At 39.3% G+C, this 24,771-nt stretch carries 17 protein-coding genes; 3 read left to right on the top strand and 14 right to left on the bottom strand.

Features of this window, described 5'->3' with window-relative positions:
- The first annotated feature begins 88 nt into the window (after positions 1-88).
- Positions 89-2,263 (top strand): bifunctional glycosyltransferase/CDP-glycerol:glycerophosphate glycerophosphotransferase, encoded by a 2,175-nt coding sequence (locus BJK46_RS06110; RefSeq protein ID WP_099986887.1) that lies wholly within the window; start codon positions 89-91, stop codon positions 2,261-2,263.
- A 574-nt stretch (positions 2,264-2,837) separates the two neighbouring features.
- Here BJK46_RS06110 and BJK46_RS06105 read toward each other — a convergent pair.
- From BJK46_RS06105 to BJK46_RS06070, 8 genes are all read right to left on the bottom strand, one after another.
- Positions 2,838-3,527, bottom strand: coding sequence for an ABC transporter ATP-binding protein (locus tag BJK46_RS06105; RefSeq protein ID WP_063278904.1), 690 nt, complete (start codon positions 3,525-3,527; stop codon positions 2,838-2,840).
- On the bottom strand, positions 3,520-4,296 hold the full coding sequence (locus tag BJK46_RS06100; protein WP_014612929.1) for an ATP-binding cassette domain-containing protein: 777 nt from the start codon (positions 4,294-4,296) through the stop codon (positions 3,520-3,522). The genes BJK46_RS06105 and BJK46_RS06100 overlap by 8 nt, the downstream gene beginning before the upstream one ends.
- Complete coding sequence (nikC, locus tag BJK46_RS06095; protein ID WP_081247717.1) at positions 4,289-5,113, bottom strand: nickel transporter permease; 825 nt, start codon at positions 5,111-5,113, stop codon at positions 4,289-4,291. Before nikC ends, BJK46_RS06100 begins: the two co-directional genes overlap by 8 nt.
- Positions 5,110-6,096 carry a nickel ABC transporter permease gene (gene nikB / locus BJK46_RS06090; RefSeq protein ID WP_063278902.1) on the bottom strand — a complete coding sequence of 329 codons (987 nt, stop codon included), beginning with the start codon at positions 6,094-6,096 and terminating at the stop codon, positions 5,110-5,112. The genes nikC and nikB overlap by 4 nt, the downstream gene beginning before the upstream one ends.
- A complete protein-coding gene (gene nikA, locus BJK46_RS06085; RefSeq protein ID WP_015729662.1) occupies positions 6,086-7,582 on the bottom strand; it encodes a nickel ABC transporter substrate-binding protein in 1,497 nt (498 codons plus the stop codon). Before nikA ends, nikB begins: the two co-directional genes overlap by 11 nt.
- A gap of 103 nt (positions 7,583-7,685) precedes the next feature.
- Complete coding sequence (locus tag BJK46_RS06080; RefSeq protein WP_014612925.1) at positions 7,686-8,414, bottom strand: epoxyqueuosine reductase QueH; 729 nt, start codon at positions 8,412-8,414, stop codon at positions 7,686-7,688.
- A 186-nt stretch (positions 8,415-8,600) separates the two neighbouring features.
- Positions 8,601-9,230 carry a class I SAM-dependent methyltransferase gene (locus BJK46_RS06075; RefSeq protein ID WP_065353999.1) on the bottom strand — a complete coding sequence of 210 codons (630 nt, stop codon included), beginning with the start codon at positions 9,228-9,230 and terminating at the stop codon, positions 8,601-8,603.
- 385 nt (positions 9,231-9,615) lie between these two features.
- Entirely contained in the window at positions 9,616-12,450 is a 2,835-nt protein-coding gene (locus BJK46_RS06070) for a YhgE/Pip domain-containing protein (RefSeq protein WP_103263649.1), read from the bottom strand.
- Between the two features lie 328 nt (positions 12,451-12,778).
- On the opposite strand from BJK46_RS06070, the gene BJK46_RS06065 reads away from it, so the two are divergent.
- On the top strand, positions 12,779-14,854 hold the full coding sequence (locus BJK46_RS06065) for an amidase domain-containing protein (protein ID WP_103263650.1): 2,076 nt from the start codon (positions 12,779-12,781) through the stop codon (positions 14,852-14,854).
- Between the two features lie 592 nt (positions 14,855-15,446).
- On the opposite strand, the gene spsA is transcribed toward BJK46_RS06065, so the two are convergent.
- The 6 genes from spsA to BJK46_RS06030 all read right to left on the bottom strand — a co-directional run bounded on the left by spsA (position 15,447) and on the right by BJK46_RS06030 (position 24,214).
- Complete coding sequence (spsA, locus tag BJK46_RS06060) at positions 15,447-17,306, bottom strand: LPXTG-anchored surface protein SpsA (RefSeq protein WP_103263651.1); 1,860 nt, start codon at positions 17,304-17,306, stop codon at positions 15,447-15,449.
- Between the two features lie 136 nt (positions 17,307-17,442).
- On the bottom strand, positions 17,443-19,365 hold the full coding sequence (locus BJK46_RS06055) for a fructose-specific PTS transporter subunit EIIC (RefSeq protein WP_103263652.1): 1,923 nt from the start codon (positions 19,363-19,365) through the stop codon (positions 17,443-17,445).
- 186 nt (positions 19,366-19,551) lie between these two features.
- Positions 19,552-20,274 (bottom strand): helix-turn-helix domain-containing protein, encoded by a 723-nt coding sequence (locus BJK46_RS06050; protein WP_015729668.1) that lies wholly within the window; start codon positions 20,272-20,274, stop codon positions 19,552-19,554.
- Between the two features lie 29 nt (positions 20,275-20,303).
- On the bottom strand, positions 20,304-21,269 hold the full coding sequence (locus BJK46_RS06045; protein ID WP_063278895.1) for an alpha/beta fold hydrolase: 966 nt from the start codon (positions 21,267-21,269) through the stop codon (positions 20,304-20,306).
- A 624-nt stretch (positions 21,270-21,893) separates the two neighbouring features.
- A complete protein-coding gene (locus tag BJK46_RS06040; protein ID WP_015729670.1) occupies positions 21,894-22,223 on the bottom strand; it encodes an antibiotic biosynthesis monooxygenase in 330 nt (109 codons plus the stop codon).
- A gap of 602 nt (positions 22,224-22,825) precedes the next feature.
- Complete coding sequence (locus BJK46_RS06030; protein WP_065353993.1) at positions 22,826-24,214, bottom strand: NAD-dependent succinate-semialdehyde dehydrogenase; 1,389 nt, start codon at positions 24,212-24,214, stop codon at positions 22,826-22,828.
- 152 nt (positions 24,215-24,366) lie between these two features.
- Here BJK46_RS06030 and BJK46_RS06025 point away from each other — a divergent pair, with 152 nt between their 5' ends.
- Positions 24,367-24,717, top strand: coding sequence for a zinc ribbon domain-containing protein YjdM (locus tag BJK46_RS06025; protein WP_015729673.1), 351 nt, complete (start codon positions 24,367-24,369; stop codon positions 24,715-24,717).
- The last annotated feature ends 54 nt before the right edge of the window (positions 24,718-24,771 follow it).

Here is a 24,771-nt window from a genome sequence, read left to right as displayed (position 1 = left end):
TGTCACTCAATTATTGAAGCATCATTCTTTTAATAATATACTCAAAATATATAATTAGAAATAGTAATTCAAATAAGGGACGATCATTATGAAAAACATGTTAACTGTTATCTTGACTGTATACAATAAAGAAAAACACATTAAAAATTCTATTAAATCTCTTATAGACCAAACGAACCAATCTTTTAACGTTGTAATTATCAATGACGCTTCTAACGATAATAGTGAAGCAGAGCTCTTTTCAATGCTCAATCTGTATTCTAAAAATGTCACTTATTATAAATTAGATTCGAACTATGGGCATGGTTATGCTAGAAACCTAGGTATAGAGAAAGTTGAGACACCTTTTTTCATGTTTCTTGATGGAGATGACATTCTTGCACCTTATTCTATTGAAATTTATTTGGAAGCGTTGAGAAATACCAAAACTTTAATTGCTCCAATTAACGCTTTTACCACATCATCGTTAAAGCAAATCGATACTTTAAATTTAAATATCAAAAATGAGGTTATAGAAGGCAATGAAGACGTTTTTTTAAATAGGATGTCAGTTTGTAATATTATTTTTAGCACACAAGTTGTTCGCGAACACAACATTCGTTTTAACAATCATCTTAATATTTATGCTGATATGCCATTCTTAATTTCATATATGCAATCAATCGAGAGCTATACCTCAATAGAAGGCGATATCTTTTATTATACTGGAGAAGTTTATGATCCATTCAATACAGAAAAACTTACTGCACAACCCTTCGATGTTATCTTTAAAGATTATATTCTTAGTTTCTACGCATCTTTAAAGTCTGTAAATAATGATAAAGTTCGGTATTTATTACAGAAACAAATGCTTGACCGGATTCGCTATGCATTTGATCCGTCGTCTGTACGAACTCCTCAAAGATATAAACAATTTTATAAACAATTAAGCGAAGTATTATTAGCGATAAAACCAGCGATTAAAAGAGAAAAAAAGTTATTATTTCGCATAGAACTAGATTTACTTAAGAGGAAATATTATAAAGCATCAAAGGTTATTCATAGCTTCAGAAAATATATCAGATTAATTAAAAATATAGTACTATTTAAACCTAATAAAGCATATTCAAAATACAAGATTTATAACCCAATGCGATTAGTCAAAAATGATACAATACTGTTCGAATCATTCGGCGGTAAAAATTATAGTGATAGCCCTAAGTACATATACGAATACATGAAAAATGCATACCCTAATTTAAAATACTATTGGATTTTCAACGATATTAGTAATCCCGAACTTCCAAATGATATACAAAAAATTCAAAAAGGAAGCTCAGATTATTATAAAATTTTCAAAAAAGCGCGTGTATGGGTTTCTAACTCTAGACTTCCACTATATCTAGAAAAAAAGCCAAATCAAACATATATTCAAACGTGGCATGGCACTCCTCTGAAACGACTTGCCAATGATATGAAACAAGTGCGTCTACCTGAAACTACAACAGAACTATATAAGAGGAATTTTTATGCTGCGACTCGTCGTTGGGATTATTTGATTTCACCCAATCCATATTCTACTGAAATCTTTCAATCTGCATTCTGGATGGCACCGAATAAAATTTTAGAGACAGGGTATCCACGTAACGATATTTTAGTGAATCATGCGAATGATACTATACTTCAACAAAGTATCAAGGAAGAGCTTAACATTCCTAAAGATAAAAAAGTGTTATTGTACGCACCAACTTGGCGTGACGATGAATATAAAGAAGCAGGTCACTACACGTTCGATTTGCCTTTTAACCTACAACAATTTTATGAACAATTTCGAGATACACACGTTATTTTATTAAGAATGCATTACTTTATTTCGAATCAATTGTCACTTAAAGACTACGAAGATTTTGCGATTGATGTATCGAATTATAATGATATTTCAAGACTTTATTTAATTAGCGACTGTTTGATTACGGATTACTCTTCAGTCATGTTTGATTATGGCATTTTGAAGCGTCCGCAACTGTTCTTTCCTTATGATATTGAAAAATATGCGACGGAATTACGTGGCTTTTATATCGACTATCATAATGACCTGCCAGGCCCTATTTATACAGATCCAGATGCATTAATTGAAGGATTGAAAAATATTGAACTGATTCGCGAAACATATCAAGACCAGATTGAAGCCTTTCACCAACGTTTTTGTTCGATGGAAAATGGGCGTGCGGCTCAATATATTGGTGACATGATATACAATGAGATTCAGAAAAGTTCAGATTAATAAAGTTCCCACATTGATAATAATAAACAATTGCTATTTTGGGCTCGCGTTCCTAGGGGCTGCCCTTCAACTAACTAACGCGTGATTGAACTGTTACATTGAAGGAGGCGTTGGTGGATTTTGGGAGCAGTACAGAAATCTCATGTGCAACAAAGATTTCGTCGTATTGCCCCCCGCAAGGCTGACTAGACTTCTCAAAAGCATGCGCCTTGAGAAGTCAGACAGATACTGCGATATACAATAACCACTGTTAAAGTTAAATGACGTTATTTTGCTTTTTACATAATCCCTCAAGAGTCTCGCCCCTTTTAGCAATTTGACACTTAAGTATGATAGACAATGCGGGCAGACTTTTAATTTGAAGATAATCAATTTTTTTATCTTTTGTTAATCTAAGTTAAACTCATGTTCTCATATTCTAACTTCCACTTATAAAATACAAAAAGCTGAGATGACGTCATTGTGATCTCAGCTTCTTTCATGTATTTCAGTTTTCCTCTTAATTCATTTTAACGACATCCAACCACGGTGAATGAGTTGATCATACGTAACGCTTTACCTGACGCATCGGCATCTACTCATAAATCGACAACAACGCTTTCGTATAATCATCGCGTGCCTCATCAAACAGCGCTTCTATTGGAAAAGCATCGACGACACGCCCTTGATACATCACTACAATTCGTGAGACCCATTTTTGTAAAAAGGCCAAGTCATGGGAAATGACAACCATGGCACAGTGTGTCCGTTCGACATGTCGTTTTAATTGCTGAGCCATGCGATGTTCTGCAATGACATCTAAATTTGCAGTAATCTCATCACAAATTAACAAGTCTGGTTGCAACATTAATGTGCGAATGACATTGAAACGTTGCAATTGTCCTCCACTCAATGCATTCGGATACCGCTTCATCAATTCATGAGACAATCCCATCGACGCCATCAATTCATCACGATAATGTTGATGTGCTTGACGCTGTGATGCCTCATAAGCTAACGCCTCATTTAATGCACGCGCTATGGTCATCTTAGGATTAAATGCGTAACTGGCATGTTGTAAAATCGGCAGGACACGTTGAAATGTCGATGTGACCTGACCTCGTTGGGCGCGCAATTCACCTAACATCACGTGCGCTAATGTAGATTTTCCAGACCCACTTTCACCGACGATACCCACGATTTCATGCGGGCCGACTGCTAATAACACATCATCTAAAGCGGTCACCTCTTTATATTGCACGGTGATATGTTCTAATTTAATCATATGATTCACCTTGTTTTAACTGACTTCGATGTTCAAATAACAACGCACTGTACGGATGGATGTTTGCTGATTTGAAATAGATATCGTCACCATGGTCCACAATACGCCCATGTTGCAACACATACAGATAATCACTGAATCGTTTCACATGGGTTAAGTTATGTGTCACGACCCATAACGTCACGTCGTGTGCTTCAGCAAGATGATGCAGTAACGTCATGATTTGCTGCCCTGTCACAGCATCTAATGCGGCAGTAGGTTCGTCTGCGATAATGAGTGTCGGTTCTAACATCATGACGCTCGCAATCAGGACGCGTTCCAGTTGCCCTCCTGACAGCATGAATCGATACCGTTTGCGCAAATCGAGATGGTCTAATCCCACCCATTGCAACGCTTTTTGAACTTGGTGCGCCGCTTCTTGACGCGACACCTTGTAATGCTGACGATAAATCCCAATGAGCTGCTTCCCAATCGGCGTATGGTCATTAAAACTATGTGTATAATCTTGTGAAATATACCCGACTTGTTTACCTAAATACGGCTTCAATGACGTGACCCTTTGTCCTTGATAATGCCATTCATCGTACGTCATTTCAAAATGTTCCGGTAAAGCACCGAGTAGCGCCTTAATCAATATACTTTTCCCCGCACCACTTTCACCAATCAAGACGTTCACTTTTGAAGCATAAAGGGTCATATCGAGACTTTCTATGACATGACGTTCACCTTGGCGTACTGTTAAGTTGTTTAGGTTTAATAACTTATTCATGTCCACGATGCTCCTCTTGTGTAAAATGATCGCGTAACGCATCGCCAGTCAATTGGAAAATTAAAATTGTCACGGCTATCATCACGGCAGGCGCAAACAGCAGTATCGGATTGGAAGTCATAAAATCACGACCTGCATTTAACATCGCGCCCCATTCAGGTGATGGCGGTTGTGCCCCTAATCCTAAAAATGATAGCGATGAAATATAGAGAATGTTTTTCCCGAAATCCACCGTCGCTACCACTAAAATAGACGGCAAAACATGTGGAACAAAATGATGTAACATCATGCGATACGTTGGAACACGATACAATTTCGCCATACGAATATAATCCATATGACGAATACTCGCCACAATCGTACGGGTCAATCTTGTATACGTCATCCAACGTAACAACACCATCGCCCAGACGATATTCCAAATACTCGGTTTCAACAAACTTGCCATTGCAATAATGAGCACAAATTCTGGGATACTGAGACCGATATCAACAATGCGCATGATTGTTTTTTCGACTTTCCCTTTTAAAAAGCCCGCAATCATACCGATAGGCACACCGATAACAACTGTCATGACGATTGTCACCAAACTCACGAGTAGCGTATAGCGTGCACCGATAATAAGGCGTGCGAACAAGTCACGTCCATAGTCATCTGTCCCTAGCCAATGCATCGAACTGATCGGTAAAAACTGGTCGCTCAACTTCACTTCTAACGCGGCTTGTGTGGAAACAGAAAATTGTACAATGATGAGTACCACGACGTACAGCGCACATACCCATACCATTTTCGGTAATTGTCGTAACTGTTTCATCATTGCGACACCTCGTATGTTGACGTTGACATGTGTGCATCACCTTTGTCAGTTTTCAGATAGCGCTGTTTCGGATCTAAAAAGAGGACAATCGTGTCACTCATCAAATTAGACAGCACTACGATTATACCTAACATGAGTACAATCCCTTGAATGACCGGATAATCTCTTGCCCGAATACTATCGACTAAAAAGCGCCCAATCCCTGGAATACCGAACACATTTTCAATGACGACTGTACCACCGATTAAGCTCCCAATAGAAAGTCCTAAAATGGTTACAACAGGGACGAGTGCCGGCTTTAAAATGTCAGTCATAAAAATATAACGCTCCGATAAACCTCTTAATCGTGAGGCGGTCACTTCACGACTACGATATAAATCCATGACATTGGCACGCATTAAACGCACGTAATACGCACTCATTCCGATGCTCATCGCAATGACCGGTAACACCAATTGTGTAGGTGAGCCGAAACCTGACACGGGTAAAATTTTAAAATGCAACGCAAAAATGTGTAGTAAAATTATTCCTAAAAAGAACGACGGAATACTCACTGTCACCGATGTTACGGCGCGTATTATCCGATCAAGTTTACCATTCGGATGACGTGCTGCGACAACCCCTAGAGGAAGCGCAGTCACCATCACCACGATAATTGTGAAGAACGCAATCGTAATCGTTGGCGGTGCATAAAAGAAAATTTCTTGAAGGACTGGACGACCTGTTTGATAACTTGTCCCAAAATCGAACTGTACAATTTGTCCTATCCAACGAAAATATTGAACAAACCACGCATCATTCAAACCATATTGTGCACGTGTTGCCTCTATAGTCGATTGTGAAATATTGGATTCCCCAACATGCAAAATTTGATTGACTGGGTCGCCTGGCGTACTTTTCATCAAAATAAACGTAATGGTCGACAGCACCCATAGGATGATGATCATTTTTACGAAAGCGCGCACGAAACGCTTAATTTGCATCTTGAATATCAACCTTATCATCGACTAAATAAATGCCTTCTGGTGTTGCCTTAAAGTGCGTCACATCTTTATTCATGCCATCTACTGTATCGTTATACGTAATGTAGCTTGCTGGAATGTCTTGTGCTGCTTTATCAATAATGTCATTTGAGAGTGACTCACGTTGCGCTTTATCTACAGTATGATTCAATGTGTCGATCATTTCTGTCACTTCTTTATTTTTGTATGCCCCTTTATTGCTTGAACCATCTTCATGGAACGCTTGATTGAAGAAGTAACCTGTATCCCCACGTGGAATCGTACCAAAACTATACATCGTCGCATCCCATTGTGAGCGATCTTCTAAGTAGCCTTCAATATCATCGACGTTGCGAATTTCAATATCAATATGTGCTTTTTTGGCATCAGATTGAATGACTTGTGCCATTTTAGGAAGTTCTGGGCGACCTTCATATGTTGCAAGTTGAATTTTGAGTGGATGTGCATCACTATAACCGGCATCTTCCATTAACTTTTTTGCACCTTCAATATCTTGTTTTTTCACTTTATGGTTGTCAATAAAGTCTAAATTATCATTAAATGGGCCCGTTGCAGGTTTCGCATAACCATTTGACACATCTTTCGCCAACCCTTTACGATCAATAATTTTATCCATGGCTTCTCGAACATCATGCGTCATTTTGTCACTATGTAAGTTGTAAATCACCATTTGTGTACGGTAGCCAGAAACGTGCGACACTTTTGTATCACCTTTCTCCTCAAGTTGTTTCACTCGATTTACAGGGACGTCCGTAATTAAATCCGCTTCACCTGATTGTAAATGACTGACACGTGCATTACCATCTTCTTGATATGTCACAGTCACACCATCAAGTTTAGGTTTTCCATGCCAGTAATTATCATTACGATCAAGCGTAATCTTTTGAGCGCGTTGATAATCTTTAATTTGATAAGGGCCTGTACCGACTGGCTTCGCATCAATGTCTGTTTTTGCATCCGCATCGAAAATAGCGACGTACGGATTGGCGAGTTCAGAAGCGAGCTCTGGGTAAGCCTCTTTCGTAGTAATCGTTACTTTTTGACCAACCGCTTCAATAGATTTAATCGGTAACGTTGATTTTACAAAATCGCTCTCTTTCAATGCTTGTTCTAAACTTTCTTTCACTTTTTGTCCTGTTAATTTTTCACCATTTTGGAACTTTACATCATCTTTAACCGTTAGTTCCAATTTTTCAGAAGAGACCTGTTTAAAGTCTTTAGCCAACCAAGGCTGTACTTCTCCCTCTTTGGATACTTTGAATAAAGACTCTAGTGCGCCCGCTCTAACAGGGACATCTGTTTCATATGGAGCAATCGATGTCGTTTTCAAAGGCATCTCAATATCTAACACCTTTTCGTCAGCATTGCGGTCCCCCGATTCTGTACCACAACTTGCCAACAATAATGATGTTGTTGTTAAAACAGCGAGTGAATATTTCAATTTCATACGATAAGCGCCTTCTTTCTCTATAATTAGCCTAACTCACTATCACCGCTAATATTATATCAGAAAAATTTTCGTCATATAAAACTATTTATTTTGGTTATCCTTAATTTTTATTTTCTAAATGTTCTAAAAATAGCTTTGCTTGTTGGTTAATGGTTTTGAAATCAATACCTTGTTGTTGAGCAGCAAACACACAGCCACAGTAACATTGACGGAAAATGTCATAATCTTGACACATCGTAATTGAACGTTCATAGCCTTTATTTTTCTTAAAGTCACTCGGTAAATATTTCACATCATACAATTGTTGCACGTCTAAACCAATTTCATTAATCAACTGTGCATTTTTCTTCGGTGATAATGTAATCGCACTACCAAAATAATCATAGCCAAGTTCTACCGCCGCTTCTGCCACCATTTCTAAACGCATACCAAAACATGCCGAACATCTCGCACCGCCTTCAGGTTCTTCTGTCAAACCACGAGATTTCGCCATTTTCATAAATTCATGCGGCTCATATGGCGCTTCGATATAGCGGACATTATTGCCTGTTCTTTCATTAAAGTCATGCACAAACTGCTCTTGGACACGTGCACGTCGCAAGTATTCATTTTTGGGATGTATGTTCGGATTCGCAAAATAAATGGACACATCCGCGTATTCCGTTAAAAACTCTAACGTATAGGTACTACATGGTGCACAACAACTATGTAACAAAATAGAAGGACGCTCATTTTCACGCTCCCAATTGACAATCATCTTACGTAAAACTTTGTCGTAATTGATCTTTTGATTTTTCATTTTTTCTAAAATGTGTTCCGCTTGAATCATAGGACTCCCCCATTTCGAATTCTTATCTCTTTTCAATAAAACAAATATATCACAAAATTTCTTACAATGTATGGCCATTTTCATCAACAAAAAAGCAGTCATCCAACACGACATCGGATCACTGCTATACTGATAATGCGAGATATGCCACACTAACCAGTTCAAATATTCATATTACTCAACATCCTAAAACGTGATACGCACACGCCATGCAAATGTATTCAATCGTTCAAATTCAGCTTTGCCACCCACTGCTTCAACAATTGAAGTGAGCTCATCTTTAAAAGGATAGTATTCCGTCTCTAAATCCTCGACTAAATTGACATAGCCCTTATCACGATACGTCTCAATCATGCGCGCTTTGTCTGCCTCAGACTCAAACAATGTATCAACGAGAATCACTTGACCCCCGTCTGTTAAAAATGACTTCAAATAAGTCAGCGCCTCTCGTTTACTAACATGATCTAAGTGATGAAAGGCGAATGTAGACACGATTGTATCGAAGTGTGCGTCAACAGGAATATTCAAAAAGTGGCCATCTAGCACATGTATGCCTTCTTTTTGATTCGCAATCGTCCGCATGTCTTCTGAAGGATCAATGGCTGTGACATCGAACTCCTGATGGATAAGCCGCTGTGTTAAATTACCTGTGCCGGCACCAATCTCAAGTACACGTCCCGATGATAATGCAACCACGCCCTCTAACATTGCTGTGTAGCCGTCAAACACATCTTCATACTCATTGTCATTACCAGTGTTAAATACCGTTTCATCATAACGCTCTGCCCATTTTTCAAACACGTCCATAAACTCCATGATTATCCCCTTTTCAATTCCTAGTATTTCGATATGTATTATATACTAATCAACAACTATTGCCAACCTCAAAAAGAAGAAAATACAATTAACTACAAATTCTAAAAATAAAAAGCACAGTGCAAAAGGGCTTCACGACCTTTGCACTGCACTTGCTATAATGAAACATTGACGACTCAACAAAGAATCGTGTTTTGAAAGATCACTGTCATACAAAATCTTTGTTGCACATGAGATTTCTGTACTGTTCCCAAAATCCACTAACGCTTCTTTTATAACAGTTCAATTAAGCGTTAGTTCGTTGAGAGATCGGCGTCTCGGAAAGCGCAGCACGGTTCAGCAATTGTAGTTACCACCAAAAACAATATGCCTGATTTCAAAAACATTATTCCAATACGTCGCTCTTCTCGGCCTTTTCCGCTAATCCTTGTGCTAATGGGTCTAAATACGGCTTCCCTATCAAGCCCACTAAGAAGAAACCAACACCAAATACAGTAAGCATCGTCAACTTATACGTTAAAATTTGTGGCACAGGTCCACCCACTGCTTCTCTCAATGCATCAATACTGTATGAGAATGGCAAGAATGGGTGAATACTTTGGAAAAATTGTGGTGTCACTTCAATTGGGAATGTTCCGCCACCCCCAGCGATTTGTAATACAAGCAAGACGATAGCCAGTGCTTTACCTGGATTTCCTAATACTGATACTAATGTATACACAATCGTTGTAAATATCAGTGCAGAATACATACTAATCGCAATAAAAAGTGGCACTGATTCAATCGATGCTTTCAAAATCACAATATCCCCAATAGAGACGATCGTCGCTTGTATGATATTCATTAATAAGAAAAGTCCCATTTTACCTAGATATGTTTCGCGAATGGTCAAATATGGTTTTAACTCTGGATGCTTATTGTGCACTGACAACAAGCTGACAAGTAACAATGCGCCGACCCAAATTGCCAATGCCGTATAGAATGGTGTACTCGCTGAACCATAATCTTTAACTGGGAAAACATTCTCTTTTTGTAGATCGACTGGACTGGCAATGACACCAGCTTGTTTTTTCAGGTCATTCCGCAATAAGTCAATTAAATCTTCTATCGTATTCTCTTTATCGAGTTGTTTAAAAATACCGTCTGCCTTTTGCAAATCTTCTTCAACTTGCGGCAAATCATTTCTTGCAAATTCTGCCAAACGATGTAATGTTTCTTTCGCTTTTGGTTGATTTGTATCTAAAATATTGCGCAAACGGTCATATTGTGCGAATGCTTCTGGTAATTTTTCATTCACTGTGGCAGTCGCATCAGAAACTCGTCCTTCCACTCTTGGTAAGTCATTTTCTACAAAGTTGGATGCTTCAGCGACCTTTTGACGAAATTGTGGAAAGTAAGCTTGGGCTGCTTTCATCGCATTAATATATGCTGCTTCCACGCGAGGTAACGTATCACTTAATTGGTGTAAGCGTTGTTGCCCTTCAGTTAAAAATTGCTGCCCTTGTCGTATCGCACTGTTTAACTGATTCAGACGCTGTTGTACATTGTCTAAAGTCGTTGCCCCTTGATTCAATGCTGCGCCCAATCTGTCAGAAATATCCCGTAGTGTTTGTGTAAAATCTCCTCTAAGGTATTTTCCAACAGCGTTTAACTGATCTTTTGCTTTAGATAGACTATCCAATACATCTGCAGCTTCTGCTTGACCAGAGTTGCCTGCTGAGATAGCATCCTTTAATGCATTCAAACGTTTTGTTCGTTGTTCAATATCTTCTTGCACTGTTTTGAGTCGTGATTGGGCATCTGAAAAATCGACACCTTCACTTTTTTCAATGTTTGCTAAATAATCTCTATAATCACGAATCGTTTTCGTCGCGTTATTCATACGTGCAATGAGGTGGTTTAACGGCGATTCAAATTGTTTTGGATCTTTGGCGCTCAAAATACCGTAACTTAAGTTTTCTGCCGTATCTAAATCAGCGGACGTCGCTTTAAGTTGTTGTGTTACCGCTTGATTCACTTGCTGCAATGTATCCCCATAAGCCGTCGTCATCGTTTGCGCATCTGCTGGTGAAATGATGTGACCCGCTGGAACGTTGGTACTATCTCCTTGTGTCGTCGTACTCATTGCTGCCGTATGATATGCCGTACCTCGTGCACTTTGCGGTGTGGTTGTAGTCGCATTTCGCGCATTTTCTCCTACAGCTTGATTTACTACTCTTCCACGGTCCACGCCATTTTGAAGTACATTCACACGTTGTTCTACTGCAGGCAATAGCTGTTGAATTTCGTTCAGTTTAACAAGTGCTTGATCTGTACCTGCAATGGCACGGTCCACCCCATCGTTAATCTCTGGGAAATGATTAGGCACACCACTTGCCACTTGGAGCACACGCTCAATGTCTGGCATCGCTTGATTTAATGACACAATAAGTTTGGCACGCTCGTTAATGGCTGGGATGCTCGCGTTCAGTTGATTTAAACGCTCGGTTGCTGTCACTGCATCATCTTTATATTGATCTAGTGCTCTAAATTTGTCCGCATATTGATCGATTTGGTCTTGATTTTCATCTAAATAAATCAATGTTTTACGGAACTTTTCGATTTTTGGCAATGCATTATTCGCCGCATAAATGCCATCTCTGACTTTGTGATAGTTGGGCAATTGGTCTTCTAGTTTAATGCCAATACGATTTGCTTCATCTAATAAAGCTTTCGTCACCGTCTCGTTAAATTTTTTGTTCGCATTTCTCACTATTTCACTTGAGCCAGCATCCGTCATTTTAGGTGCAATCGCGTTCAGCTTCTGATTCACTTTATATTCGACTTCAGCTTGTTGAGGGTCTTTACGCACAATTCCAGTCACTTGATGCGTGAATTTTTCTGGAATATAAATCGCCGCATAATATTTTCCCATTTTTAATTCCCGATCCGCCTTTTCTCGACTCACCATTTGCCAATCAAAATGGTCATCTTTACGCAAAGTCTCTTCTATTTGATTCCCAACGTTAATTTTTTTATTGCGCACTGTATCGCCTTTATCCTCGTTGACAACTGCAATTTTAATGCCGTCTGTATTCGAGTACGGATCCCAAGTTGCTTCGAGGTTGAACCACGCATAAAAAGAAGGCAGTATCGCTAACCCTAAAATCAGCACCATCGCTCCAGGTGTTTTAGCAATTTTTTTAATATCCGTCAGAAAAAGTTTGATGGCATTCTTCATTTTTTCACCTCAATATTTTGTGAAACACTTTATTATTTACTTTCATTCATGTAATATAAAATATGTATAACAATTGCAAAATTTCGTTATTTTTATTTTTAAGTTAACACGCATCAACGAAATGCAAGACATCTTTTAGTATAACAAGTTCTTTAGCATTTTGTATACCTTTGTATAAACGGAATGCTTTTGATAGTGATGAATCAAACACGTTAATCTCACATCACGTCACTTCCCCTTGTGACCCGAGTCGTGCCATTATCATTGTGCATTTCAACCCTATTTTACACATCAATCACTGCGCTTTTTTTAAGAAAGGAGTCTTAAATTGAATAAGAAATTCATTTATACAGGGTTGTTAAGTACTGCATTGCTCATCCCTTCTGTCACACCTCAATGGGCTGTTGCAGCAACACCTCAAACTGAAAATGGACCTAAAAATCCAAAAGTGGATAATCATGATCAAGATGTCGCGTCAGACGAAACACGTGACGACCGTAAAAAGCAATCTCAATCATCAGATAAAAAAGAAACAACGAAACGAGAATCATCGAAAACAAGTGAGAAAACAACTTCGCAACAACATGATTCAAAAAAGGCTGACCTTTTCGACATAACATCCCCTTTGGATTCACAGTTGAAATCGTCTTTGTCGCCTCATACAGATTGGTTTGGCCAACTGTTTCATTCTACATTAAATGAAACAACAGACGCGCCTCAGCATACATATCCAGCACCAACAAATGACGCGACATCAACGCCAACACAAGCGCAATCATCGACGCCTGAAAATCGAGACTTTTTCGAGCAACTTCAAGCGATTCTGAGCGGTGGTGAAGACAGTAAAAATGATACGACAACTTCAACTGATGACGCATTATCATCAGACCAAGCAACAACGGCATCACCTTCAACTGAACAGCGAGACAATGACCATGAAAATGTTACACCTTCACACAACACGGATACTTCGAATGAACAGCCCTCAACTGAAGATGCGACAACTTCAGAAAAAAGCAAAGCTACATCAGAAGGCACATCGGAAGTACCACCTGTGAATGACGATAGTACAACTGAAAAGCCATCAACAACGGAAGATGCACCGGATACCGAAGATAAACAAACAGAAAACCATGCGCCATCAACTCGTGACGACGCGACTTCGGATCAACAAACTAAAAAAAATCAAAATGATGCGGTGATTGATGCACTGTTAGACGAATATAGCGAAAAAGCTGAACAAGCGCATCATGCACATCAACAACAAAAAGAGGCTAATGAGCCATCTTCAACGTCAAAATCGCCAAAACATGAAGCGCAAATTTCTGACCCTGACACTTTCAAGTCATCACGAGAACAAGCGCCGAAACAATCCTATCAAAATGAGGCAGATAGAAAGCAAACACGTCAAACGACACTGTTTGAAACAATGCCCGATTCTGATACATCTCCAAATGATGCAGGAACAATGCGTGTCGTTCCGCAATCATCAACACGTGAGTTTATTAATGACATTGCGAAAGATGCACATGATATCGGTCAACAAGAAGACCTCTATGCCTCTATCATGATTGCTCAAGCGATTTTAGAATCTGACTCTGGTAGAAGTGAATTATCACGTGATCCTTATTTCAACTTGTTTGGTATTAAAGGCAGCTATCACGGAGAAAGCGCACATTTCAAAACTTTGGAATCAGACGGCAAGCAATTGTATGAAATCGATGCTGCTTTCCGAAAATACCCCGATCACAAAGCGTCCTTACAAGATTATGCAGATTTAATTAAAGGAGGCATCGATGGTAATCCGAATATCTATGAAGACGTTTGGAAAAGCCATAGTTCTAGTTATCACGATGCCGCTTCAGCACTCGTTGGTACATATGCGACAGATCCACAATATGACCAAAAGTTAGAAGCTTTAATTGAAGCGTACGATTTAACGCGTTTTGACCAAGATGACATGCCAGATTTATTAGCTGAGAAAGATGATAACGAAACTGCGAAAAGCGATGGCGGTGCTTTCAAACCATTTGCCATATCTGCAGACTCACCGTATCCGTATGGACAATGTACGTGGTATGTGTACAATCGTATGGCACAATTTGACATTCACATTTCAGGTACAATGGGAAATGCCGCTGATTGGACTTATTCTGCACTTACACAAGGTTATAGCGTATCAAGCAAGCCAAAAGTACACAGTGCAGTAGTATTTAATCCGAATGAATTAGGTGCAGATCGTTATTACGGTCACGTCGCCTTCGTTGAGAAAGTGAATCGTGATGGTTCCATCGTTATATCAGAATCTAATGTCAGAGGACTGGGTGTCATTTCATTCCGTACAATTGATGCAAAAGATGCCGCACAATTAGATTACATTAGCGGTGACTTAGCAACTGAATAAAGAATTTTACTCATGCTGTTTTATTTAAAAAGTGGTAGAGGCAAGGACATTAAGTTATCCCCGCCTCTACCACTTTTCAGGTTTTGCTTTATTTATATTTATTAAACAGTCAAAAAATAAGGATGAATTGGACATAAAAATTGGATACTATTGGTTTTCTTGATTTCATAAACTTGCACTCAATTTCAATATTTTAATATCAGATTTCCCAGAAGGCTGAGACGCCTGTGGGAATACGTGCATACTGCTGACAATGACCTCTTTTCTTTAATAGCGGTTACTGTTTATCGCAGTAGCTCTCTGACTTCTCAATGTTTACGCTTTTGAGAAGCCGAGTCAGCCTTGCGAGGACAATACGACGAAACCTTTGTGACACATGATATTTCTGTAATGCTCCCAAAATCCATTAACAGCTCAACAAATGTACCCGTTTAATCAAGCGTTTGTGCGTTGAAGGGGCACCCCTTTGGAAAGGGAAGCCTTAATGGCAATCAAAACCATAAAGCATTGAGGACAAGTTAAACAAAATATCGTATCAATCGCATCAAAAATTTTTATCTCTCCTCCCCTTATTTATGCATAGTTTTCGTGCTTATTGTTTGCGTGTTTTTTTATGAAATCTCACCGTTAAGATCAGTACACCGATTGCAACGACTAAAATACCCAACGGTAGCCAAGTCCGCTTCACTATTTCACCTGTATTCGGTAAATTGAAATCGCCATTTTGATCAAATAAACCATCTAAAAAGCCGTGTGATGCCGTTTGACTATTAATCGCTTGATATGGATCGATATTCGGCTTTGGCGCAAAATCATGTTTGAATAAATCACCACCACGACCTAACAACGAATGATCACGATTTAACAGTTGCTGCAATTTGTCATTCGTACGACCTGAAGAGTGAATGTCGTCACGATTTAAACCACCACCGAGAATATTTGCAATACGACGCAGCGGTGCAAACAAGTCATTCATATCTGTTTGCGTATTATGACGGATTTGTTGCAATTGCTTCCGTAACGTTAACAACCGATTCGCTTGCGCACTAAGTTCGTCTTCAATTGCCTTTAAGTTTTGATGTGTTTTCTTTTTATCTTTCTGTACACGGTCGGCAATCAATTTTGCATTTTCTGCATTAAGACGGCCCCCTAGAATTGATTCAATCACTTCAGCATCTGCATCCGTATTATTAATTAACGCATTTAAAATATCATCTCCACTCGCCTTACCATTCGCTTTAAAATGGTCTTTCAAGCGGTCGAGTATCGCTGCATTTGAAGGCTTGCCTTGCATGATTTCGCCGGCAATTTTGTGCGCTTCTTGTTTGTCAAAGCGTGTTCGTAAAATGCTTTCCACTAGACCTTGTGTATTTGAATTATTTTCCAACATTCCTAACAATAAATCATCACTCGACGTTTTGATAAGTCCGTCCGCTTGTTGATGAATTTCGTTTGCCAATTGTTGATCTGTTTTACCTTTAACATCTATCTGTTTCGCACGTTCAGCCGCTTCTTGTGCATTAAAAATCTCACCTAATATCGATTCAACTGCTGCACGTTTATCGTCATGCTGTTGAAGTTCAGTTAAAATCGTATCATTTTGCGCGTTCAGTTGGTTGGCTACCGTTTTCGCATCATCAAGCAAAGTCGCCTTCTCAGTCCCAGAAATGTCCGTACGTTTTTTAATGTCTTGTTCAAAGTTTTGTAAATGTTGACGTTTTTCTTCAAAATAATTGTCAGACTTGTGATCCACGCTTTCTGAAACGAAATGGTCAATGCGTGTGATTGCACTGTCAATGCCCTGGAGTGGTGTCACTTGCTTGTCTTGCGTTGCATAGTCTTGTTTAAGTGTATCGACATCGTTCTTAATATGGTCTTTCAGTGCGCTCACATCTTGTTGACCATGATGGGGTGCTACAATCGTTTGTGCTGAAGATGACTCCTTTACTTTGCTCTCGCCTTCAGTGGATGGCTCTCTTCCTTCTGATTCAGCACTCTTTGTCTCTGTTGACGTTACATCTTGACGCGCTTCAGTTGATTCTCGTTGACCTTCATCAACCTTTGCCTTTAACGCGCTAATTTTTTCATCAATGGCATCTAATTCAGGTTGTATTTCATCGTTCGATTGAGCGTCATGCGCTAGACGATTGGCTGCTTCTGCTTCGTCAACAACCACTTCAATATTTTTTGACGACGTATCATATTCACGAATTAACGCAAGAAATTCATTTTTATAATCCGTATTTAAATATTGTAACGCTTTCACTTTTTTATCTGCATTTTCACGTAATGTTTTCAAATCATCAGTCGCATCTGTCTGAGCTATCGCTGTCATTTCGTGTGACAATGTTGAAGGCATTTGCAGTCCACTACCAACCAATAAAAGGACAGTACCAGCTTTGACTAAACGATGACGCATGTTTTGAGATGAAGGGGATTTTCGTTCTGTCATGCCATCATTCCTTTCTATAACATGTGTCTATTATAGCGCGTATTGAACACTTTTTAAATAAAGATAAGTTCTATTGCAAATTGAAAATAAGCAAAAAGCAAGAGACTGAGTCACCCCCAGCCTCTTTAAGTCCCAGTTATGCTTTGATGATACGTTGTAATGTCTCGTATAATTCCGCTTCATTCGTTGTGTCTAACAATCGTTGTCGTTTGTCATCATGCATTAAGTTTTTCGACAGTTGTTGCAACACTTTTAAATGCGTATCATGACTTTGTTCCGGTACAGCAATTAAAAAGACGAGTTGTGGCAATGTACCGTCTAAACTTTCCCATTGTACCCCTTGATCATGTTTAAGTACACCAATAATCGGTTGACGTACCGCATTTGTTTTCGCATGGGGCATCGCGATGTGCATACCGAGGGCTGTCGTCGATTCGGCCTCACGTGCGAGTACAGCCTCTTTTAACACCGCAGCATTTGCCACATAGTTTTCACGCACTAAACGATTAATTATCGTATCAATGGCTTTGTCTCTATCCATAGGCGTTGCTGTTTGAATCATTGCTTGTGGATTCAACATATCTTCTACGTCTGTATCGTCATTTGCCTTCACTGTGGATATTGATGTTCTAGATATCGCTTGAGTTGCTGTCGGTTGCTTTTTAAATGTTAACACGAGTGCTGTCGTGACAAAGCTACCGACTAATACTGCGACGATAAACATGAGCACCCCATCGATGCCTCCTAATACCGCAACAATAGGTCCACCGTGCGCAACTCTATCACCGACATGACCCAGTGCAGCAATGACCGAAGCCACCATCGCACCGATCATATTCGCCGGAATAATACGTAATGGATCTTGTGCCGCAAATGGAATCGCACCTTCTGTAATCCCGAAGAGTCCCATCGTAAATGAAGCTTTCCCCATTTCAATTTCATTACGGTTGAATTTACGTTTTTGAATAAATGTCGCAAGTCCGAGTCCAATCGGCGGCGTACAGACTGCTACTGCGACCATCCCCATGACGCTGTAGTTGCCTTCTGCGATTAAAGCCGAACCAAATAAAAATGCAACTTTGTTCACTGGACCACCCATGTCAAACGCAATCATTGCACCGATAATTAAAGCTAAAATGACAATGTTTGCCCCTTGCATCCCTTTCAGCCAAGTCGTCAAAGATTCAAAAACTGCTGCAATGGGCGCACCTAAAATGAAAATAAAAATCATGCCGACGAGGACCGACGCAATAATTGGAATAATAATAATCGGCATAATCGGCGCCATCGCTTTTGGCACTTTAACATTTTTAATCCATTTCGCAATATAACCTGCTAAGAAACCGGCAACGATACCGCCTAAAAAGCCAGCACCCGCAGTACTACCGTAAAAGCTACCGTCCGCTGCAATCGCACCACCGATCATCCCTGGCACGAGACCTGGCTTATCAGCAATACTCACCGCAATGTAACCGGCCAATATCGGTACCATAAAGCTAAACGCTAATGCACCAATTTTTTCAAACGGTTTCCAAAATGAATCATCGGGAATCACTAAACCTTGTGTCGCTGTTTTTTCACCACCTAATGACAATGCCAATGCAATGAGTAACCCACCGACAACGATAAATGGCACCATAAAGGAAACCCCATTCATTAAATGTTGATAAACCATTTGCATGCCATTTTTGTTATTCTCGCTTTGGTGTGAAGATGTCTCACTTGCTTCAGCTTGCCCTGTCGAATGATACACCGGTGCTTCCCCCTGCACCACACGTTGGATTAAGGCTTCCGGTTGATGAATACCTGCTCTGACACTTTCTTTCAGGAGCGGCTTACCATTAAACCGTGATAAATCCACTTGTCTATCTGCGGCAATAATAATACCCTCTGCAGCTGCGATTTCTTCAGCTGTTAATACATTTTCTGTACCGACACCCCCTTGCGTTTCCACTTTAATATCAATACCGAGTGCCGCTGCGGCTTGTTCTAACTTTTCTTGTGCCATATATGTATGCGCAATACCGTTTGGACAAGATGTAACTGCAAGTATTTTCATACGAATGCTTCCTCTCTTCACAAAATTCATACACCTCCATCTTATCCGCTTCATCCATGCAATTCAACGTGTTTTTGAAGCGCTTACAAATTTTCACAGCCGATGCACATTCCATTTTAAAAACGAGACAAAAAGCAAGTGCGCAACATTATCAGACTCGCATGTCACGCACTCAATCCTCATTATTTAATTGGTTGTATCGTAAATTTCTGTACAATATCCTTTGAAGCCACAGTTCGGGCAAGTCAACAGTCTTGTTTGAGACGTATGCGGTGCAAATAACCATGTTCGATATGGCGGTTTAAACTGCTGTTGGCAATTTGGACACATGTAACTGACTTGCTGATAGTACGTATGTGTCATTTTTTGGGCTACTGTAATTGCACTTCCAAATCCTAAAACGGCTGGCCATAATTGACGATATTTCCAACTCAAGCCAATACCAATCACTTCAAATAATGTGGCTGTCGTTCCCATCAAAAACATGTGTTTCACGAGACGTTGATGTTGTGGTTTTTGTTTCATCGCATCTTCAATGTCAGATAGATTTTTAACAGGTGCACGTGATGAATCCAGTATCATCTGTTGCATTTGCTTCATTTGTTTCAGTTGCTGTTGTTGTTGTCGTATTTCCGCCTCAGTTTCTTCTACTTTTCGTGTCACTAAAGTACGTACCGTTTGAAGTGTTCCATCCACTGACAACATTTGCTTAATCTCTTTAAGCGTGAGACCTAATGACTTCATCACTAAAATTAGGCGCAACTGTTCCACCTCATGCTCTGTATACATGCGATATTGATTATCGTCTATATAGGCAGGTTTTAAGATGTGTTGAAGATCATAATACTGAATGGTTCTTTTTGTAAGTCCAAACATATTCGCAAGTTCACCTGTCGAATAATGTGACATCGATTTCACCTCCATACTTCATGTATAGCCTATGACGTCACGTGACGGTCAACAATTTCATGCATAATTTCGATCATTTTTTCAGGCTCATCGACAAATGGGGCGTGCGCAGTATCTTGAAAAGCGTAAAAACGTTTTTCTGCAGAACCGACATGCTCAAAAAAAGCTTTACTGTCTTCGTATGTCGTCTGCATGTCGTGAACCCCTTGTAAAACATAAAATGGGACCTTTATTTCCTGGGCAATATCATTCAAATTCGTATGTGCCATTTCACTAGTTAAATGTTCAAACGTGGACAAACTACCTCTGACAATATTAATTCTTTCTATCAAACGGTAATATGGCGTTTGCATCATCACACGAAACATGCGCCAAACGGAATAGCCACGACTTGAAAAACCGACATGATAACGTGCCGTATAGCGTTGTCTTGCCTTTTCATATTGGCAATCTTTGTTAAAATCACGCGTTAAATGGATTGCGCTTAATCGTTTGATTGCACGTTGATTGCGTTCTTCATATGCTAGAAAGCGTAAATGCTGCAAAATACATTGCTCATTATGAAATACGTCCCCGAGTTGCCCCATCCCAATGTATGCTGCAATATATTCTGGATAGCGATGCGCGAGATGTGTTCCAATAATGGTACCGAATGAGTGACACATCAAATACACTTGTTCTTGTTGAAAATGATGCCGTAAAAATTGAATCAGTTGATACGAGTCAGAGATTAAATCCGCCATTTCAACTGTTTCACGGGTATAAGACATACCTGTGCCACGTTGATCCCAAAATACAACTGTATAACGATCAGTTAAGTCAATATGATGTGCTCTAAAAAAGGAATAAAGCGGAAATCCTGGGCCGCCATGGACAACGAGTAATATCGGTTTAGCTGTGCCTCTTGATTCAATAATGATTCCTTGTCGATGGCCATTTAATGTCAAATAGTGTTTCTGAATTGTACGTCCATCTCGTTCTATATATGTTTTCATTTCTACACCTCGCATCTTTAGATATCATTATAATCTATTTTGAGCGATTTGTAGTATTTCTAGGTTAAGGAAAGGACAATCATACAAAAATCAAAACACAAAAACAGGCTAGGACATTATTTTCCTAGCCTTTATCTATTCATTAAAGATTATCAAACAGCATAAAAAAGAAGATGAATTGGATAAAAAATTGATGCTATTGCTTTTCTTAATTCCATAAACTTGCCCTATGTTACTGTATTTGATGTAAGATTACCCGGAAGGCTGAGACTCCCGAGGGATAAGTTAAAGGCTAAACAACGTCATTTAACTTTAAAAGTGGCTACCGTTTAACGCAGTAGCTGTCTGACTTCTCAATGCGCATGCTTTTGAGAAGTCTAGTCAGCCTTGCGGGGGCAGTACAACGAAATCTTTGTTACACATGAGATTTCTGTACTGCTCCCAAAATCCAATTCGGCTACCACCAAATGTACACTATAATCAAGCCGAATTTAGTTGAAGGGCCAGCCCCTAGGAAAGATCAGCCATAAAGGCAATCAAAAACCAATCGTAGCGAGAGGGCAAGTTAAACAAAACATTGCATCAATAGCATCAAATTTTTTATTCCATTCCCTTTCCATCTATCTATGCATGTGCTTTTTCATAATGATAACCAATTTGGTATGTAGACACTTTATTCTTCAAAATCGGGCTTTCTTTCTCTTCATGATGCTGCCTAACATTTTTATGTGACGCTTTAAACACATCTGAGCCTAACCATTCACGAAATGCAGCCTCAGATTGCCAAACCGTTAAAATTTTCACTTCATCATATTCTTTTAAACCATTCGTTTGTGTTACATACATTTCGATGAATCCATCAATCGTCTCAATACCTTGACGACGGTGGAATCGCTTCATTGTTGCCTCAGCTGTACCTTTTTGTAATGTCAACTTGTTTTCTGCCATAAACATTGGACTTCATCTCCTTTTACGCATTCGCCCTGATTGCGACTGCACCCTTATTGTATCTATCTCCAAATGAGGTACCTTGATTGTCAATTCGATACAGATCCACTGTTCAATTGATAACTTCTTTCATTATAATTGATAAAGATTATCATTATCAATTAGAATTTTGTGATTCACCTATTTTTAAATTTTTTTGTCAGATAATGCAACCCGATTGAATATATGATAACCCAACAGAAAACACCTATAATGAATACAACGATATAAAAATGATACAAATAAAAGCATAAGCTCCAAACAAATAATATAGCTATCATCATTTCCGTCCAAATCAACCATCGTCTACGAACAGTATCACGATTGCGTTCATCAATTTGTTCAAAGTCGATATTGGCAATCAAAACATCTAATTTAAACATATGAATCACGAGCAAAAGTATAAAAAGAAAACCTAAAATGTCAAGTGAAATAATCATTGAGCTAATCCTTTTTTATACGATTTTAGTTAATAAAAGCATAACATAAATAAAGAATTTAAAGGAGGATTCGATAATAAAAAGACCGGAAGATATGTTCTCCCAGCCTTTAGTTGATTCAATCAATCGTTATTTAGTTTTTGTACCGATTGAGAGGTATTTAGTCTCTAGATAAGGTTCGATGCCTTCAATACCACCTTCACGGCCGTAACCACTTTCTTTCACACCACCAAATGGCGCATGCGGTGCGGATGGTGCACCGTCATTCCAACCTACGACACCGTAATGTAAGTTGTTGTATATATAAAGTCCTGTACGATAATCGTTTGTGAAGAAGTAAGATGCCAATCCAAATTCTGTATCATTCGCTAAATGAATCGCTTCATCAATATCAGCAAAACGCATTACAGGCGCTACTGGACCGAATGTTTCTTCGTGCATACATTTCATATCATGGTTAACATTCGTAATGACTACTGGTTTTAAGAAGTTACCACCTAGCGCTTGAATGTCATCTAATTCACGTGATAATTGACCGCCATGTTCAACCGCATCTTGAATGTGATCGAGCACTTTATCGACGCCTTTTTGGTTAATGAGTGGTCCAATTTTCACATCTTTCTCCATACCGTCCCCTACTTTTAAGGCATGGACTTGTTCAATGAGTTGTTTTTCGTATTCTTCTGCAATGTCTTCATGTACATAAATACGGTTGGCACAAATACAAGTTTGGCCTGCATTTCTAAATTTTGTTTTAATCGTTTGTTCGACTGCATGTTCAATGTCGGCATCTTTATGCACGATGAGTGGTGCCAGACCGCCGAGTTCCATTGTGACATTTTTTACAGATGCTGCTGATTGTTCGATTAACTTTTTACCGACGGGTGTAGAGCCTGTGAATGTCACTTTGTTGATCAGTTCATGTTCAGTGAAAATTTTCCCTGCTGTTTTACCACTTGCTAAAATGTATGAAATCGCATCTTCAGGAATGCCCGCTTCATGTGCTAATTCGACTAAACGAATCGTCGTCATGGGCGTTTGTGTCGCTGGTTTACATACGATTGTACAACCTGCTGCGAGCGCGGGTGCCATTTTACGTGTAATCATTGCAGCTGGGAAGTTCCACGGTGTAATGGCCCCTACAACCCCAACCGGAAATTTATCCACTAAAATTTTCTTATCTGGCGAATTAGCCGGAATCGTTCTACCGTAAATGCGCTTCACTTCTTCAGCATACCAATCCACATAACCAACAGCGTAATCCACTTCACCTAATGCTTCTTGATAAGGCTTGCCCCCTTCAAGTGTAATCAATTCTGCTAATGCTTCACGGTTCTCTTTAATTAAAGTTGACCATTGCCATAATAAACGTGAACGTTCATGCGCATCGACTTCACGCCATGATAAATACACTTCATACGCACGTTCAATTTTATGATGAATTTCAGCTTCTTCTGTAAATGCATAAGTTTTAATAACTTCTCCTGTTGAAGGGTTTTCTACATCAAACTTTGTCATCTTCCATCCCTCTTTCTTTTAGTTAGTGACCGTATGACACTTCATTGCGTCTCATACAATTATCGTAACATGTCGTTAAATTTGTTACATACTTTTCACTCAGAATGTGTTAGATTAGATTTATATTTTTAATGAAAGTAGTTGATTCTAACATGACAACCGCAATCCCAAACTGTCCGCAGTGTGATTCTGAATATACTTACGAAGATGGCGGACTTTACATTTGCCCGATGTGTGCGTATGAATGGACAAACGATACACTCGAAGCAGCTGCTGAACAAGCCGTCATCCGTGATGCAAATGGTAATCCACTTCAAGATGGTGACACGGTGTCAGTCATTCGCGATTTAAAAATCAAAGGCAGTTCTCAAATGATTAAACAAGGAACGAAAGTAAAAAATATTAAACTCGTTGACCCTGAAGACGGCCACGATATCGACTGTAAAATTCCTGGTTTTGGACAAATTGGTTTAAAATCTGAAGTTGTGAAAAAAATTAAATAACGTTAAAAAATAGGACAACATTGTCGTGCGATACGCGCTCAAGCTGTCCTATTT

This window comes from Staphylococcus pseudintermedius, assembly GCF_001792775.2.
Classification (GTDB): domain Bacteria; phylum Bacillota; class Bacilli; order Staphylococcales; family Staphylococcaceae; genus Staphylococcus; species Staphylococcus pseudintermedius.
Note: the sequence above shows the minus strand (reverse complement) of the source record. Positions and strands in the feature narration are given on the sequence as shown.

Coding starts and splice junctions, on each gene's coding strand:
- BJK46_RS06110 (WP_099986887.1), top strand. CDS start 89: ATGAAAAACATGTTAACTGTTATCTTGACTGTATACAATAAAGAAAAA.
- BJK46_RS06105 (WP_063278904.1), bottom strand. CDS start 3,527: ATGATTAAATTAGAACATATCACCGTGCAATATAAAGAGGTGACCGCT.
- BJK46_RS06100 (WP_014612929.1), bottom strand. CDS start 4,296: ATGAATAAGTTATTAAACCTAAACAACTTAACAGTACGCCAAGGTGAA.
- nikC (WP_081247717.1), bottom strand. CDS start 5,113: ATGATGAAACAGTTACGACAATTACCGAAAATGGTATGGGTATGTGCG.
- nikB (WP_063278902.1), bottom strand. CDS start 6,096: ATGCAAATTAAGCGTTTCGTGCGCGCTTTCGTAAAAATGATCATCATC.
- nikA (WP_015729662.1), bottom strand. CDS start 7,582: ATGAAATTGAAATATTCACTCGCTGTTTTAACAACAACATCATTATTG.
- BJK46_RS06080 (WP_014612925.1), bottom strand. CDS start 8,414: ATGATTCAAGCGGAACACATTTTAGAAAAAATGAAAAATCAAAAGATC.
- BJK46_RS06075 (WP_065353999.1), bottom strand. CDS start 9,230: ATGGAGTTTATGGACGTGTTTGAAAAATGGGCAGAGCGTTATGATGAA.
- BJK46_RS06070 (WP_103263649.1), bottom strand. CDS start 12,450: ATGAAGAATGCCATCAAACTTTTTCTGACGGATATTAAAAAAATTGCT.
- spsA (WP_103263651.1), bottom strand. CDS start 17,306: ATGACAGAACGAAAATCCCCTTCATCTCAAAACATGCGTCATCGTTTA.
- BJK46_RS06055 (WP_103263652.1), bottom strand. CDS start 19,365: ATGAAAATACTTGCAGTTACATCTTGTCCAAACGGTATTGCGCATACA.
- BJK46_RS06050 (WP_015729668.1), bottom strand. CDS start 20,274: ATGTCACATTATTCGACAGGTGAACTTGCGAATATGTTTGGACTTACA.
- BJK46_RS06045 (WP_063278895.1), bottom strand. CDS start 21,269: ATGAAAACATATATAGAACGAGATGGACGTACAATTCAGAAACACTAT.
- BJK46_RS06040 (WP_015729670.1), bottom strand. CDS start 22,223: ATGTTTATGGCAGAAAACAAGTTGACATTACAAAAAGGTACAGCTGAG.
- BJK46_RS06030 (WP_065353993.1), bottom strand. CDS start 24,214: ATGACAAAGTTTGATGTAGAAAACCCTTCAACAGGAGAAGTTATTAAA.
- BJK46_RS06025 (WP_015729673.1), top strand. CDS start 24,367: ATGACAACCGCAATCCCAAACTGTCCGCAGTGTGATTCTGAATATACT.